The organism is Acetobacter indonesiensis (assembly GCF_000963945.1).
Lineage (GTDB): Bacteria > Pseudomonadota > Alphaproteobacteria > Acetobacterales > Acetobacteraceae > Acetobacter > Acetobacter indonesiensis.
This window is the reverse complement of the sequence record NZ_BAMW01000002.1, coordinates 109,937-124,142: the sequence shown is the minus strand read 5'-3', so window position 1 is coordinate 124,142 and position 14,206 is coordinate 109,937. Positions and strand designations below refer to the sequence as shown.

Sequence of the window (14,206 nt, the reverse complement as noted above, 5' to 3'; positions counted from 1 at the left end):
AAACAAGCAGACCAGTTTTGGGGCTGTGCGAGGGTAATCAGCGCGTTTGAATTAGCCGATTAGCTGCGTAAAGGCAGGGAGTGTCTGCTGTTTGGTCAGAAACTGCTGCATGGCGGTACGGGCGCGTCCGGCGTCTTGCCCCAGTTTTATCAGGCCCGGAATCTGGCCGGGGTGACGGAGTAGAGAACCCAGCAGTGCCCCAACCTTCAGGCCCCCATCGGGTGACAGAACGGTGCCCGCAATGGCGGGAAGGGACCGCGTTGCAGGGTCACACACCACACGCAACACAGCAAAGGGCAGACCAGCTTCATCCGCCACGCGGGCGAGAAAGCCGCTTTCCATATCCAGTGCCTTGCACTGTGATTCAGCAAAGAGAGAAGCTTTGTCAGCAGCATTTAGAACAACGGTATCACTGTGCAGTAACGCGCCGCCATTCACGCCTGTCTGGCTCGCACCCAGAATATGCCGCAGGGTTGGGTCTGTATTATAGAGGGTACCCCATGCCGATACTTTGTCTGGCACAATCAGCGTGCCTGCAGGCAGGGCAGGGTCAAGCCCTGCGGCCAGCCCGAAAGACAGCAGGCAGTCAGCCCCACAGGCTGCCAGTCGGGCGGCTTCCCGCTGTGCCCCGGCACGGGTTGCCCCACTTGCGGCAATAGCCGCACGTGGAAAAACCTGTCGGATGAATTTGGCTTCGGCCTTCAGGCCAACCAGAATTCCCGGTTTGTGCGGGGAAGGCTGAGCAGAGTGTGACATAAAACCCCTTTAGAACCCGAAGGCCACCCGGCGGGTATTGCTGCTTTCCAGATTGCGATAACGCGCCATGGCCATCAGCGGGAAGAACTGCTTGTAACCGTGGTACCGCAGGTAGAACACCTTCGGGAAGCCAACGGCGTTGTATGGGTCTTCATGCCATTCGCCGTTATCGTCCTGCTGTTCAGCCAGCCACGCGATACCCCGTGACACGGCTGGATCATCACGGCGGCCTGCGGCCATCATGCCCAACACGGCCCATGCTGTCTGTGAGGGCAGGCTTTCACCATAGGTGCCGTGTGCGCCGCCTTCATATGATTCACAGCCTTCACCCCAGCCGCCTTCCGGCCGCTGAACAGAACGCAGCCATTCCACGGCCTTCACAACAGCCGGGTCATCATGCGATATCCCGGCAGCGTTGAAGGCGCAAAGCACGGACCACGTTCCGTAAATGTAGTTTGTGCCCCATCGACCAAACCAGGAACCATCTTCTTCCTGATCCTTGCGCAGATATTCAATGGCCCGGTCAATGATTGGCTGGTCTTCCGGGTTGCCAAGCTGCGCCAGAAAAGAAATGCAGCGCGCCGTAACATCCGCTGTCGGAGGGTCAAGAAGTGCCCCGTGGTCTGAAAACGGAATGTGGTTCAGCAATTCCTTGTCGTTATCGATATCAAAGGCACCCCAGCCCCCATTGGTGCTTTGCATGCCAATAATCCACTGGCGGGCGCGTGCCAGTGCCTCGGCGTTCGCAGGGTCGCCTTCACGGTGGAGCAACATCCCGACCACAGCCGTGTCATCCACATCCGGATAATGGTCGTTGCCGTATTGGAACGCCCAGCCACCTGGTGCCAGACCGGGTTTGTTGATGGCCCAGTCCCCTTCAACATCAAGAATCTGCTTATCACGCAGCCATGCGCTGGCTTTCCGCAGTTCGATCAGTGTTTCTTCAGGCTGAATGCCGTTGGGGCCAGATGCGGCTTCAAGCATGGCATGCCCGGACAGCCCCGTATCCCAAATGGGGGACACGCACGGCTGGCAGTAGGCTTCATCATCCTTGATAACCAGTAGTTTCTGGACTGCTTTCCATGCGGTGACAGCGCGCGGATCTTCATCCGGCACACCCAGAGCACGATACATCATCACGACATTGGCCATAGCGGGGTAAATGGCACCAAGCCCGTCTTCGCCGTTCAGGCGGGGTTCAATGAAATCGATGGCAGCCTTGATAGCCTTCTCGTGCGTTTTGGTCGGGATAAATGGCAGAACAGGGCGCAGAACAGCATCAAGCCCTTTGAAGGCGCGACCCCAGACCGAGCGGTAAGGACCACGAATCCAGTCCTTGACGGCTTCCGGTGGTGTCACGAACAGTTCCCGAATGTGAATCTGCCGGGGGTTGATGGCAATCGGGCGCAGCGCGGCAAGCACCAGCAGGGGCGCAATGACCGTGCGTGACCAGTAAGACATATTCCAGATAGAAAAGAATGCTTTGCGCGGCAGCAACATCAGTTCAACCGGCATAACCGGTGTGGCGCGCCATGGCACATCACCAAACAGCGCCATCTGGCAGCGGGTAAACACGTTTGTGCGTTCTGCGCCACCATGATCATGAATGGCTTCACGCGCGCGCTGCATGTGGGGGGCGTTGATATCATCCCCGATCGCTTTCAGCGCGAAATAGGCTTTCACAGAGGCTGAAAGGTCAAACTTGCCGTTGTGGTACAGAGCCCAGCCATTGTGGTCTGCACTTTGGGTGCGACGCAGATAATTGCCAATTTTCTGCTGTAGCCCGTCATCAATGCGGTTGAGATAATGTTCAAGCAGTACATATTCTGCCGGGATGGTCGCATCGGCTTCAAGCTCGTACACCCAGTGGCCATCGGCCTGCTGGCGTTTGCCCAATGCGGCATGAGCGTTTTTGACTGCGCGATCCAGTGTCTCCCTGGACACGGTGGTATCTGAAAAAGCGCTGCCATCAGCGGCCATGTCGATTGTTCCTTTTTGGTTTCAGCGTTGGGTCAGAATAGTCTGGCGGCACACATCATACAGGGCTGCGTAGCCCCAATGTATGCACGGCACGCACGCCAGATCGCATTGCGCCTTCTAATGTGGCGGGCAAACCTGTTGCCGTCCAGTCACCCGCCAGCGCCAGATTGACCAGAGACGTTGCTGCGCCGGGGCGCAGACGGTTCTGGTCTGGGGTTGCGGCAAAGGTCGCACGTTTTTCCCACACCACTCTTTGCTGGGGGGGCGTCAGGGGCAGGGCTTCTGCCAGAACAGGGTCACAGGCGCGGCGCACATCGTGCCAGATTGTGCTGGCCAGGGCGTCTTGGTCCTGATCTGCAAAGCGGTTTGCTGCACTGACCGTAACAGACAGGATATTATCGCGCAGAAACACCCATTCCGCGATGCTGCCAACCAGCCCCATAAAGCCGCTTTTGGCGAATGACCCCATTGGGCGAGGTGCGTCATTCAGACGGAAATGCAGGTTCAGAATGCTCTCAAAGGCATCGGGCGCGCTGAAACCGGCCACACGGTTCGCTAACAGGCTGGAGGCAACGGGGGCAGGGACCGCCAGAATGACACAGTCTTCATCCGTAAGGGGGATGGCCCCCTCCGGCCCGTGCAGCGCGGTGACACGGCCGCGGTCTATGTCCAGACCGCCAATGCGGCTTTGGGTCCGGATTTCGGCCTGCATAATCTGTAAATGCGCAATCGCCGGGTCAACCAGTGATTCAGAAAGACCTTCACGCGCATACCACGGCACACAGGCTTTGCCGCCAAGTGACAGGGATTCGCGCACGACAGCCCCAAGCAAAGCCGCACTCCCTGTCTCGCAGGAGGTATTGAGCGCAGAAATGGCGAAGGGTTCAAGCAGCCGACGCGAAAGCGCGCCCGGCAGCAGACATTCTGATACGGTTTGGTCTTCCCCGGCATCCATCAGCTTTTTCAGGCTGAGGAGTTCGATCACGCGCATGTCGGGCACGCGGCGATGAGGCTGAAAGACCCACCACGGCACGCGGCCGCGTGACAGATCGAGTGTCCAGCGGGCGTCTTCAGCCAGATCAACAAATGGGAAAATTGGTTCTTCCGGGCCGGTCAGGGTGTCGGTTGCCCCTGTCATGGCCAGATAGCGGAATACGGTTTTGTTGGCAGACAGCAATAGATGGTTGCCATTATCAATGCGGCAGCCAAGCTGACGGTCTTCATAGGAGCGCGCGCGGCCCCCACAGGCCCGTCCGGCTTCATGCAGCACGACTTTCTTGCCTGAACCCGCAACTTCTACCGCTGCGGCCAGTCCGGCCATGCCGCCGCCAATAATATGCAGGGTACCTGCCATGTCTGTCTGCCTTGTGCCTGCTATTATGGAAGGTAGGAGGCTGTCAGCCAGAAAATCTTGCCCAGCTTGCTGGTATGGGGGCGATTGAGCAGGTCAGCGCTTGCCCAGCCCCGTTTGCGCAGGGCCACCAGAATGGCCTCGTAGCTGGCACCCATAATGCGGGCAGGCAGCATGGCCTTGCCGTTGCATTTCCGCATGGTGGCAAAGGCAGAGCGGAAGTGGTCTTGCGCGCGGGCTGCCAGAATAGTGGCTACACTTTGCAGGCCGGGTGCAGACAGGGCCTTGATGGGGTCGTGCGGGACGTTGAAACGGGTCAGCAGGTCTGCGGGCAGATACAGGCGGCCGCGGGCAGCATCTTCGGCAATATCGCGCAGGATGTTGGTAATCTGTAAGGCACGCCCCAGATGGAAGGCCACTTTATCAGCCTCTTCTGAACTGTCGCCAAAGATACGCACAGACAGGCGGCCCACGGCTGAAGCAACACGATCACAATATTGATCAAGCGTTTTTTCGTCTGGGGCGACAATGGTGTTTTCGGCGTCCATGATCATACCGTCAATGACGGCATCAAAGTCAGCCTGACGCAGGGAAAAGAAGCGGATGGTGGCCAGCAGCACGCGGTCAAGCGGGTCTTGCGCTTTGCCGTCATACAGGTCGGCTATGCGGGCATGCCATGCTTCAAGACCTGCCTTGCGTTCTTCCATTGGTTCGCTGCCGTCGGCAATGTCATCCACCACGCGGCAGAAGGCGTAAATGGCGTACATGCCATAACGGCGCATGGGCGGCAGAATGCGCATACCAGCGGCAAAGGACGTACCAGCCTGTTTTACGGTGCTTTCCACCCAGGCCAGATCTGCCGGATCACACCCAAGCGGGGTTGGCTTGTCATGCGTCTGGATGTCTTCGGCTGTCACGCGCTTTCCACCTGTCTGTTCATGGTTATCTGAAACACGGTCTTTTACAGCACTTCCCGAAATGGGAAAGCTCAAGACCACGCCCGCAGGGCCGCACCGGCTGCATGCAAGGCATCTGCCCGTTTCAGGGCAACGCGCCCGGCCAGCGGGTCTTCCCGGCGCAGGCGCAGCGTCAGGCGTTTGGCCAGTTCAACAATTGCAGCACATTCCATACGGAACCGGCGGTCCTGAATATGGGTGGGTAACGCAGAGGCCTGAGTGTTCAGGTCATCCACGCCATCAAGCAAGGTGTTGAACACACGGCGCAGACGCGGGCTTGTGCGGCCAGCCAGCAGATCATCCTGCGTGACGCCTGCCAGAGCCATCATGTCTGATGGCATATAGCAGCGATTCAAGCGTTGCAGGTCTTTCTGGCAATCCTGCAAATGATTGAGAATCTGAAGCGATGTGCACAGGGCATCAGACGCGGCAAAGGCGTTTGCACTTTCCCGGTGCAGGTGAATCAGAAAACGACCGACCGGGTTTGCTGAATATTTGCAGTAATGCAGCAGGTCGTCCCAGGTTTTGTATTCGACGCCACGGGAATCATCCCGAAACGCAATAATCAGATCTGTCGCGGTTTCAAACGGAACCCCTGTACGCGTCAAGGATGCGCGTAAAACCGCAGCGCTCATGGAGTCTGGCCGCATAATGGCTTCGCGCTTGCCCAACAGCACATCTTCCATGGCGTTCAGGCGAGCCAGCTTTTCGTCCGGGGTCAGGGTTTCGCAGTCAGCAATATCATCAATCACGCGTGCATAGGCGTAATAGGCATGAACATGCGGGCGCAGGGCTTTGCTGATCAGGAACGATCCGACTGGAAAGTTTTCATCTGATGCTCCCTTGCCAGAGGAAACGTCAGCTTTTCCCCATACAGAAGATGGTTCAGTCATGCTGGGTTCTGCGTGATTGGCTATCATAGGGCGGAGCTTTACACGCTCTGATCTGGCATGCCTACTCCCACCTGTTCCCTGTGGGCATAGTCGGGTGGGGCGAAGCTGCTAAGGTCGCGTAATGTCGGGTCTCTTACTGGCCGCTACCGGTGCCTTGGTGTCGGGGCCGACTCGGTTGAGGGTGTGAGGGTGTCAGGTCAGCTGGGTTTGTGCGGCCATCATTGGGGATTGCATCTGTATAGGCCCGGTTTTTCCAGACCACGCCGCGCCCGCAATAATGATTGATGGCCGAGCCCACGGTTGCTGCCGTATAAAAAAGAGCCACAAACGGCAGTGTCAGCGCCCACAGGGGCGACAGCCGGAAACGGCGCAATGTGGGCAGAAACGACCCGACTGATACCAGCCATGTTGCCAAACCGACCCAGCGCGCAGGGCCATGGGCCAGAAGGGCAATAGCGCCGGGGGCAACCCAGACCACCAGCATGGCCAGTACAGTCAGCACCAGAAGAATCGGTGAAAACCGAAGCTGCACATAGGCGGTGCGTGTGATCATGCGCCAGACGTCGCTGGTGTGCGGGTAGGGGCGGATGGATTTTGCCAGACAGGAATGGCCCAGATACAGGCGGCCGCCTGCCTGTTTGATGCAGCGCGCCAGTGTGCAGTCATCAATCAGCGCACCCTTGAGGGCTTCGATTCCGCCAATTTCAGCCAGTGTATCACGGCGTACCAAAATGGTGCCCCCCGCAGCGCCGGCTGTCAGGCTTTTGGGGTCATTGACCTTTGCGAAGGGGTAGAGCAGCGCGAAAAAGAACACAAACGCAGGGACCAGCGCCCGTTCTGGCAGGCTTTCGCACTGAAGCTCCACCATTTCAGAGACCATATGCAGGGCATCGGTCTGGGCTTTGGCAACAAGAGTGGAAACATGGGCCGGAGCATGAACAATGTCTGCATCCGTGAACAGGATATAACCCCGGTTGGTCTCCTGACGCCGGCGGGCTTCGGCCACGCCCTGTGCGACAGCCCATAGCTTGCCACTCCAGCCGGGGGCGGGGTCAGCACCGTCCAGAACAGTCAGGCGGCCTTTGGGGTCAGGCAGGCTGCGGGCCAATGCACCAGTATTATCCTCGCTGCGGTCGTTGACCAGAATGAGGGACAGCTTGCCGGGGTAATCCTGCGCCAGCAGGGAGCCAAGGGCTGTCTGGATGGATTCTGCTTCATCACGCGCCGGGATAATGACCGTGACATCAGGCGCGATATCCGCCGGGCTTTTCTGCGGGCTGGAGGGGCGAAGAATAGGGCCGCCCTGCCAGAAGGACCCATGGAAAAACATGAGCCCGAACCAGATGAGTGCCGAAAGAACGGCCAGCCCGAAAATCATCCCCCGGCCTCCTTATTTCAGCATTCCATTGTTACGGAACCACGTAATGGCGTCCTCTACGGCCTTGCGGGCGGGGCGGGGCGCATAGCCCAGTTCCGTGATGGCTTTTTCTGAAGAAAAGAACATCTTCTTGCGTGACATCGCCAGCATTTCGCGTGTGACGCGGGGCGAGAACCCGAAGCTGCGTGATAGCCATTCAGACACCACAGCAACTGGCCAGATGACACCTTGCGGCAGGCTGATGCGCGGAGGGGGCACATGCGCAATTTCAGAAACCATGGCGAACAGGTCTCTCAACAGGAAGTTTTCACCTCCCAGAATATATTTTTCGCCAATGACGCCGCGTTCAAGGGCAAGGGCGTGGCCTTCTGCCACGTCGTCCACATGCACAATGTTCACGCCTGTATCGACATAAGCGGGCATACGGCCAGCCGCGCAATCCAGAATCATCTGCCCGGTGGGGGTGGGTTTGATATCCCGTGGCCCAACAGGGGTGGAGGGATTTACAATGACTGCGGGCAGGTTGTTTTCACGCACCATGCGCAGCACTTCCTGCTCCGCACGATATTTTGACCGCTTATAGATACCGATCACACCGTGTTCCTGCACCGGTGTGTTTTCGTCGGATTCCGTGCCATCGCCAATCAAGCCCAGTGCCGCAACGGAGGAGCAATAGACAATCCGCTCCACTCCGGCGTTCTGGGCGGCCAGCATCAGCAATCGTGTACCCTCGACATTGGCGGTCATCATGGGGGCAGGGTCAGGCACCCACAGGCGGTAATCGGCAGCAACATGAAACACATAGCGGCACCCTTCTACCGCGCGGGCAAAGGTATCCGGGCGGGACAGATCGCCCTCGACCAGTTCAGCCGGGATATCGGCAATATTCCGGCGGTCACTGCCTTCGCGCACCATAAGCCGCAGGGTGTGTCCGCGTTCCAGCAGGGTGCGGGCAACAGCAGACCCAACAAAACCTGTTGCGCCGGTTACGAGCGTATAAGCGGTCATAAAAGTGCGCTCCCACAAGGGTATAAGGGTGATGGGCCTGAACCCGAAAAGCTGGATTGTTTCTTTATCCTGACACCCACGGTGGCGCCAGACCCTGTGCTGGTGTAAGTGATCGGTCACTTGCGACCACACCCCGCTGGATGAACCGTGTGCTTTTGGGCATACGGCGCATCAGGTGAGTATCTCCGGCAGACAGAGCTTAGCCCTTGAAGAAGCTTACAATTTTTCTGACTTTGTTAGGCCTGGTGGCCATTACTGCAGCTATGGCATGGAGCGGCGTTGGGTCCGTTGTGCATGCTGTCATGCGTATTGGTCTGGGCGGCTTCCTTCTGATGGTATGCTGTCAGTTGGTAGTGGATGGCGTGCTGGGTCTGGCCTGGCATGCGGCTGTGCCCGAGATCGGATACCTTCGCCTGCTGGGCGCGCGCATGGTGCGGGACGCCGCAGCCACCTGTCTGCCTTTCTCCCAGCTTGGGGGCATTGTGATCGGGATTCGCGCAACGTGTTCCGGCCATGGGCTACATGGCCGGAAGTCCCGGCAGATTGATCTGCCCGAAGCCGCATGCGCCAATCTGGTGGATATCACCACCGAGGTTATGGGGCAGGTCGCGTTCGTGTTGCTTGGGGTTGCGTTTTTGGTGGCGCACCAACGCAACAGCCCGTTTGTCATGCCGGTGATTATCGGTGCGGTTTTTCTGATTGCGGGCACGGCCGGCTTTATCTGGACCCAGAAGCATGGTGGCCATATTTTCCGGCGGTTCGGAGGGATGTTTACCCGCAGTCTGGCCTCCCAGTGGCACGATAGCGTCCTGAACGGCGCGGATGATGTGCAGGAGCGGATGGAGCAGGTCTGGAGCCACCCCGGCCGTATCTGCCTGTCTGCAACCTATCATCTTGCGGGGTGGTTGGGCAGCGCGGGGATGTTGTGGCTGACAGCGGGCTTTCTGGGCGCGCCGCTTAGTCTGCCGAATGCCGTAGCGATTGAAGGCGTGACGTGCGCGGTCATGTCACTTGGGTTTCTGGTGCCCGGCAGCTTGGGTGTGCAGGAAGGCGCTTACATGGCACTGGGCCACACGTTTGGCATCGATTCCTCGGTTTCGCTCGGCCTGTCCCTGCTGCGTCGTGGGCGGGAGCTCGCAATTGGTATTCCCGTCCTGTTGCTGTGGCAGTTCATGGAAATGCGGGGGCTGCGCACCCCCAGTGTGAGTGCATCGGTAAAGCCGGATATTCCTCCCTACAGCCCCGGTTCATCTGTGGTGAAGGAATAAGGGAATGGACACCGCCGCCTGTGCTCCAGACAGAGCCCCCGTCCCCTCGGCCGAGGAAATAGCGCCGGTGTTTGATACGCTGGTGGTTGTTGGTCCGGGGCTGATCGGGTCCTCCGTGCTGCGTCGCGCCAAGGAATATGGCACGCTGGCCCGTCGGGTTATCGCGGTTGATATTTCCCCCGAGGTATGTGCCCGCGTGGCGGAACTTGGAATCGCTGATGAGGTCACGACCGATGCGGCCCAGGCTGCGGTAGTGGCTGACTGCGTCATGCTGTGTGTGCCTGTTGGCGCAATGGGCCCGGTGGCGGCTTCTGTACTGCCTGCCATGCGTCCCGGCGCTATTTTGACCGAAGTTGGGTCAACCAAGGTTTCCGTTATCGAAGCAATTACCCCTTATCTGCGACCAGATGTCCCGTATGTCCCGGCTCACCCCATGGCAGGGACGGAGTTTTCCGGGCCAGATGCTGGTTTTGCGACGTTGTTTGAAGATCGCTGGTGTTTGCTGACCCCATTGGAGTCTACCCCTGCTGACGCCGTGAAAGCCGTGCGAACCTTGTGGGAGCGGTGCGGTGCGCGGTTGCGGGAGATGGCACCCGCTCATCATGATCGCGTCTGTGCAATGGTTAGCCATCTGCCGCATCTGCTGGCCTTCACTATTTGTGGCACTGCGGATGATCTGGCGGATGAAACCCGGTCTGAGGTGTTGGATTTTGCGGCGTCTGGTTTTCGGGATTTTACCCGTATTGCAGCGTCAGACCCCATTATGTGGCGCGATATTTTCCTGCTGAATCGGGATGCTTTGCTGGAGATGCTGGCCCGCTTCATGGAAGATGCGCAGGCCATGGCCCGCGCTATTCGGTGGGGCGATGAAGACTATATTGTTGATCGTATTGAACGAGGCCGGAAAATTCGCAAAAGCCTGATCGAGAATCGGCAGGCCTAAGCGCCATGGAGCGCAGACTGTCAGAGCAGGCTGTAACGAACGCGTATTAAGCGTGGTGTGGAAAAGGCGGCGGCACCCTTTAGGTGGGCTGACCAAAAGCCTTGATGTGCAGTGCGTCCAGATGTTTATGGTTTTTGTCTGCCATGGGGTTGAGTTCCAGAACTTTCTGCCAGGCTTTCAGAGCCGCTGGTCCGTCCTTGCGGTGCTCTTCAACCGTTGACAGCAATGCCCAGGCCTGCGCGTCCTTTGGGTCACGCTGAAGGGCTTCCCCCAGATCTTTTACAGACCCGGCAAAATCCCCCGCTGCCAGCCGCATCTGTGCCCGAGAGCGCCAGAGAATGGATTGGTCGGGCTGAAGCGCAATGGCATCACCAAGATCTTCCACAGCATCATCCGGTTTTTCAGTAGCCAGATCTTTCTGTGCCCGGCGGAGCAAAAGCTGTGTGGTCGGTGATAAATGGCCAGACCGCAGGCTCTCCAACATGGTTTCCAGCGCGTGGGCTTCTTCGGGTGTTTTGGCGTGGGCCAGTTGTTCAGCCAGTTGAGTAATCTGTTCCTCAACGGTGAGTTTCTTGGCTTTTTGCCCGTGCGGCTTGCCGTCAGGCGTTGTGGTGCTGGCAGGCGTCTGGTTAGCCGCAGAATCAGGCTGCTTGGGACCGTGCTGGTCAGGTGCCGTAGTGCTGGGAGCCGCCGGTTTGGGAGCAGTGGGCGCTGCTTGAACTGTGATGCTGGTTAAGCTGACACCAGCGCTGGCTAATGACAGAGCCAGACATAACGGCTTCATACGCAAAAACCCGTTTCTCCGGCTGGCGGAAAAACGGGTTGCGCACATGTCATGCGTCAAAAGCCAGCCAGGAAAGGCCGGAGACGACATGGATCAGCCCTGACGGGCTTTCATGCGGGGGTTCTTCTTGTTGATAACGTAAACCCGGCCGCGACGCCGTACGACACGGCAATCTTTATCGCGCACCTTGGCCGATTTCAGGCTGTTTCTGATTTTCATGGCCCGTCTTACTCCGCCGATGCTTTAATGGAACTGGAAACAAGTTGTGTGGGCACATACCGGCCCAGCCAGTACGAGTCAATGTTTCACACCCTGTTTTGGCGCGATTTCTTTCTGTGCACCGCTGTTTTGCTGCTTTTTTGGCAACACAGCCTGCATTCTTTACTCAAAGCGAACTATCGGCCACCCGCGTAGCCTGAGCAGTAGGGGCAAGAGTGTCAAACGCTTTTGCCAGGGTCTGGAAATCAGCCGAGCGGGGTGAGCGTGGCCGCCAGGCCAGCCCGATTGTGCGCCACACAGGGCCGCCAGATAAAGGACGGGCCTTTACATTATGGTTTTCCAGCAGCCCGTTTTCTATGGCGAGTGACGGCACAACCCCAATGCCAAGGCCAAGTTCAACCATATCGACCATGGTGTGTAGGGATGTAGCGGTGAATGTGGAGTCGCCTTCTCCGTCCGAACTATCCCAGCTTCGGCCCTGACGGCACACTGCCAGAGTCTGTTCACGCAGGCAGTGGCCATCTTCCATCATGACCATCTGCTGGTCTTCCAGCCGTTCTACCGGCACATGGGCCAGTTTTCCCAGCGGGTGGTTGTCAGGCATGATAACCTGAAATGGGTCACGCCACAGGGGCAGGGTTTCCGTGCCATCACACAGGCATGGCATGGCCAGAACCAGCATGTCCAACCGGCCAAGAGACAGTTTTTCAAGCAGATGCTCAGTTGTGTCTTCCGTCAATGACAGAACAATCTGTGGAAAACGTGCGCGGATGATCTTGACCAGCGGTTCGATCAGAAACGGGCCAATGGTGGGAATAATGCCAATCCGCATGGGGCCGGTCAGGGGGGTGCGCGCCGCAGCAGCCAGTTGGGGCACGGCTTCCAGTGCTTCTAACGCCTGCCGCCCTTTTTGCGCGATTTCGTGCCCCAGTGGGGTAAAAACAACTTTCTTACCCACTGTGCGATCAAGCAATTGCGCATCAAGCTGGCGTTCAAGCGCCATAATCCCTGCTGACAGGGTCGATTGGGTTACTGCACAGGCTGCCGCCGCCCGCCCGAAATGGCGTAGTTCTGACAGCGCGATAAGATAACGAAGCTGCTGGGCTGATGGCAGAGGAAGCATGGCAGACCTTACGGTTTATGGCTGGCTAGGGCGCGGTAGGCATGATTCTGTTTTAGGGCACAGTGTCTGGACGGTTAATCGATCATTCCGATTGTTTTAATATAAAATATTCATTGGCATGAATGGACGTGTCGCGCCATACATACTGTCCAGACAGCGGTGCCTGTGTGCCGTTGTAGCATGTGCCCAATAACAAGGAGCAAGCTTATGCTGACTGTTGGCGATAAGTTCCCAAGCTTTGATCTGACCGCCGTTCCCGGTGGTGCAGAAGGCCTTAAAGGCCAGTTCGTTCAGATTTCTGACAAATCTGACGCTGGTAAGTGGAAGATTGTTTTCTTCTGGCCGAAAGACTTCACGTTTGTCTGCCCGACTGAAATCGTGGCGTTTGGCAAACTGGCCAAAGACTTTGCTGACCGTGATGCCGTTGTTTATGGCGTTTCTATCGACAGCGAGTTCGTTCACCTGAACTGGCGCTTGCACCACGACGACCTGAAGGATCTGCCGATCCCGATGCTGGCCGACATCAAGCGTGAGCTGACCGAAGGCACGGGCGTTATGGCGAAAGACGCTGGTGTGGCACTGCGCGCAACCTTTGTGGTTGATCCGCAGGGCATCATCCGCCACGTGTCCGTCAATGATCTGTCTGTTGGCCGTAACCCGCAGGAAATCCTGCGTATTCTCGACGGTCTGCAGAGCGATGAACTGTGCCCCTGTAACTGGAAACAGGGTGACGACTTCATCAAAGTCTGATCTTTAGATGACGAACCGCCAGATCAGACCCAAAACGGATCTGGTCTGGCGGATGTTCCCACAGGGGGCGATGCCTCCCTGTGGCGTACATTCAGCCTTTGTGGGCCAACCCAAACAATGTGTCTGACCCGACAGCCGGTATCGCCCTGAACAAGAGCGGTGGGGCGTGGTCTGGTGATGTAGCTGGGCAAATGTCTGGCAAAGGGTGGCTGACGCCTTCCCTGTTTTTCCTCCCCCTTTTCATACGGATTATCTGATGTCCATTGACTCCCTGAAGGATCGTCTTCCCGACTATGCGAAGGATCTGAGGCTGAACCTCGGCTCGCTCGCCAATGATATCACGCTGACCCCGCAGCAGCTTGCTGGTACCTTTGTTGTCTCCGCCATTGCATCTCGTAATGATGAGGTCACAAAAGCGATTGTTGCAGAATTTGGCGACAAGCTTTCCCCAGAAGCGTTGAGTGCTGCTAAAGCTGCTGCTGCGATCATGGGTATGAACAATATCTATTACCGCTTTGTGCACATGGCGGGCGGTGATTACGCAAAAATGCCAGCACAATTGCGCATGAGCGTTATTGGCCGTCCCGGTGTCGAAAAAGCGGATTTTGAACTGTGGTCTTTGGCTGTCTCCGTTATCAACGGGTGTGATCTGTGCGTCACCAGCCACGAAAAAATTGTGCGTGAAGCCTTGAGTGCAGAGGCCGTACAGACTGCGGCCCGTATTGCCGCAACAGTTCATGCTGTTGCCGTGGCCCTTCAGGGTGCTGCTGCACTAGGCGACTAAGTGTCTCTGCTCC

General features: G+C 57.7%; 15 protein-coding genes. 5 read left to right on the top strand and 10 right to left on the bottom strand.

From position 1 onward, the window contains the following. Window positions 1-51 precede the first annotated feature (51 nt). The 7 genes from Abin_RS00645 to hpnA all read right to left on the bottom strand — a co-directional run bounded on the left by Abin_RS00645 (window position 52) and on the right by hpnA (window position 8,322). Window positions 52-756, bottom strand: a complete 705-nt coding sequence (locus Abin_RS00645; RefSeq protein ID WP_048844428.1) for a phosphorylase family protein — start codon at window positions 754-756, stop codon at window positions 52-54. Between the two features lie 9 nt (window positions 757-765). Then, window positions 766-2,736: a squalene--hopene cyclase gene (gene shc, locus Abin_RS00640; protein ID WP_048844427.1), complete on the bottom strand. Its 1,971-nt coding sequence runs from the start codon at window positions 2,734-2,736 to the stop codon at window positions 766-768. Between the two features lie 55 nt (window positions 2,737-2,791). Beyond that, entirely contained in the window at window positions 2,792-4,090 is a 1,299-nt protein-coding gene (gene hpnE, locus Abin_RS00635) for a hydroxysqualene dehydroxylase HpnE (protein ID WP_048844426.1), read from the bottom strand. Window positions 4,091-4,113: 23 nt separating this feature from the next. Beyond that, window positions 4,114-5,004 (bottom strand): presqualene diphosphate synthase HpnD, encoded by an 891-nt coding sequence (gene hpnD, locus Abin_RS00630; protein ID WP_048844473.1) that lies wholly within the window; start codon window positions 5,002-5,004, stop codon window positions 4,114-4,116. 71 nt (window positions 5,005-5,075) lie between these two features. Then, window positions 5,076-5,936, bottom strand: coding sequence for a squalene synthase HpnC (gene hpnC, locus Abin_RS00625; protein WP_048844472.1), 861 nt, complete (start codon window positions 5,934-5,936; stop codon window positions 5,076-5,078). A gap of 133 nt (window positions 5,937-6,069) precedes the next feature. Continuing rightward, window positions 6,070-7,314: a glycosyltransferase gene (locus Abin_RS00620; RefSeq protein ID WP_048844425.1), complete on the bottom strand. Its 1,245-nt coding sequence runs from the start codon at window positions 7,312-7,314 to the stop codon at window positions 6,070-6,072. A 12-nt stretch (window positions 7,315-7,326) separates the two neighbouring features. Continuing rightward, a complete protein-coding gene (gene hpnA / locus Abin_RS00615) occupies window positions 7,327-8,322 on the bottom strand; it encodes a hopanoid-associated sugar epimerase (RefSeq protein ID WP_048844424.1) in 996 nt (331 codons plus the stop codon). Window positions 8,323-8,528: 206 nt separating this feature from the next. Between hpnA and Abin_RS00610 the strand changes: the two genes are divergently transcribed. Continuing rightward, window positions 8,529-9,590 (top strand): lysylphosphatidylglycerol synthase domain-containing protein, encoded by a 1,062-nt coding sequence (locus Abin_RS00610; RefSeq protein ID WP_048844423.1) that lies wholly within the window; start codon window positions 8,529-8,531, stop codon window positions 9,588-9,590. 4 nt (window positions 9,591-9,594) lie between these two features. After that, window positions 9,595-10,533, top strand: a complete 939-nt coding sequence (locus tag Abin_RS00605; RefSeq protein WP_048844422.1) for a prephenate dehydrogenase/arogenate dehydrogenase family protein — start codon at window positions 9,595-9,597, stop codon at window positions 10,531-10,533. 79 nt (window positions 10,534-10,612) lie between these two features. Here Abin_RS00605 and Abin_RS00600 read toward each other — a convergent pair whose 3' ends face one another. The 3 genes from Abin_RS00600 to Abin_RS00590 form a co-directional block, all read right to left on the bottom strand. Further along, window positions 10,613-11,407: a tetratricopeptide repeat protein gene (locus Abin_RS00600; protein ID WP_048844421.1), complete on the bottom strand. Its 795-nt coding sequence runs from the start codon at window positions 11,405-11,407 to the stop codon at window positions 10,613-10,615. A gap of 3 nt (window positions 11,408-11,410) precedes the next feature. Continuing rightward, window positions 11,411-11,536, bottom strand: a complete 126-nt coding sequence (gene ykgO, locus Abin_RS00595; RefSeq protein WP_003625637.1) for a type B 50S ribosomal protein L36 — start codon at window positions 11,534-11,536, stop codon at window positions 11,411-11,413. A 166-nt stretch (window positions 11,537-11,702) separates the two neighbouring features. Continuing rightward, window positions 11,703-12,659, bottom strand: a complete 957-nt coding sequence (locus Abin_RS00590) for a hydrogen peroxide-inducible genes activator (protein WP_048844420.1) — start codon at window positions 12,657-12,659, stop codon at window positions 11,703-11,705. Window positions 12,660-12,866: 207 nt separating this feature from the next. On the opposite strand from Abin_RS00590, the gene Abin_RS00585 reads away from it, so the two are divergent. The 3 genes from Abin_RS00585 to Abin_RS00575 all read left to right on the top strand — a co-directional run bounded on the left by Abin_RS00585 (window position 12,867) and on the right by Abin_RS00575 (window position 14,193). Continuing rightward, window positions 12,867-13,409 (top strand): peroxiredoxin, encoded by a 543-nt coding sequence (locus tag Abin_RS00585; protein ID WP_048844419.1) that lies wholly within the window; start codon window positions 12,867-12,869, stop codon window positions 13,407-13,409. Window positions 13,410-13,489: 80 nt separating this feature from the next. After that, complete coding sequence (locus tag Abin_RS00580; RefSeq protein WP_158319871.1) at window positions 13,490-13,666, top strand: hypothetical protein; 177 nt, start codon at window positions 13,490-13,492, stop codon at window positions 13,664-13,666. Beyond that, window positions 13,666-14,193, top strand: a complete 528-nt coding sequence (locus tag Abin_RS00575) for a carboxymuconolactone decarboxylase family protein (RefSeq protein WP_048844418.1) — start codon at window positions 13,666-13,668, stop codon at window positions 14,191-14,193. The genes Abin_RS00580 and Abin_RS00575 overlap by 1 nt, the downstream gene beginning before the upstream one ends. The last annotated feature ends 13 nt before the right edge of the window (window positions 14,194-14,206 follow it).

Excerpts from the sequence above, each read along its gene's own strand:
- Abin_RS00645 (WP_048844428.1), bottom strand. The coding sequence starts at position 756 with ATGTCACACTCTGCTCAGCCTTCCCCGCACAAACCGGGAATTCTGGTT.
- shc (WP_048844427.1), bottom strand. The coding sequence starts at position 2,736 with ATGGCCGCTGATGGCAGCGCTTTTTCAGATACCACCGTGTCCAGGGAG.
- hpnE (WP_048844426.1), bottom strand. The coding sequence starts at position 4,090 with ATGGCAGGTACCCTGCATATTATTGGCGGCGGCATGGCCGGACTGGCC.
- hpnC (WP_048844472.1), bottom strand. The coding sequence starts at position 5,936 with ATGACTGAACCATCTTCTGTATGGGGAAAAGCTGACGTTTCCTCTGGC.
- Abin_RS00620 (WP_048844425.1), bottom strand. The coding sequence starts at position 7,314 with ATGATTTTCGGGCTGGCCGTTCTTTCGGCACTCATCTGGTTCGGGCTC.
- hpnA (WP_048844424.1), bottom strand. The coding sequence starts at position 8,322 with ATGACCGCTTATACGCTCGTAACCGGCGCAACAGGTTTTGTTGGGTCT.
- Abin_RS00605 (WP_048844422.1), top strand. The coding sequence starts at position 9,595 with ATGGACACCGCCGCCTGTGCTCCAGACAGAGCCCCCGTCCCCTCGGCC.
- Abin_RS00600 (WP_048844421.1), bottom strand. The coding sequence starts at position 11,407 with ATGTCGTCTCCGGCCTTTCCTGGCTGGCTTTTGACGCATGACATGTGC.
- ykgO (WP_003625637.1), bottom strand. The coding sequence starts at position 11,536 with ATGAAAATCAGAAACAGCCTGAAATCGGCCAAGGTGCGCGATAAAGAT.
- Abin_RS00590 (WP_048844420.1), bottom strand. The coding sequence starts at position 12,659 with ATGCTTCCTCTGCCATCAGCCCAGCAGCTTCGTTATCTTATCGCGCTG.
- Abin_RS00585 (WP_048844419.1), top strand. The coding sequence starts at position 12,867 with ATGCTGACTGTTGGCGATAAGTTCCCAAGCTTTGATCTGACCGCCGTT.
- Abin_RS00575 (WP_048844418.1), top strand. The coding sequence starts at position 13,666 with ATGTCCATTGACTCCCTGAAGGATCGTCTTCCCGACTATGCGAAGGAT.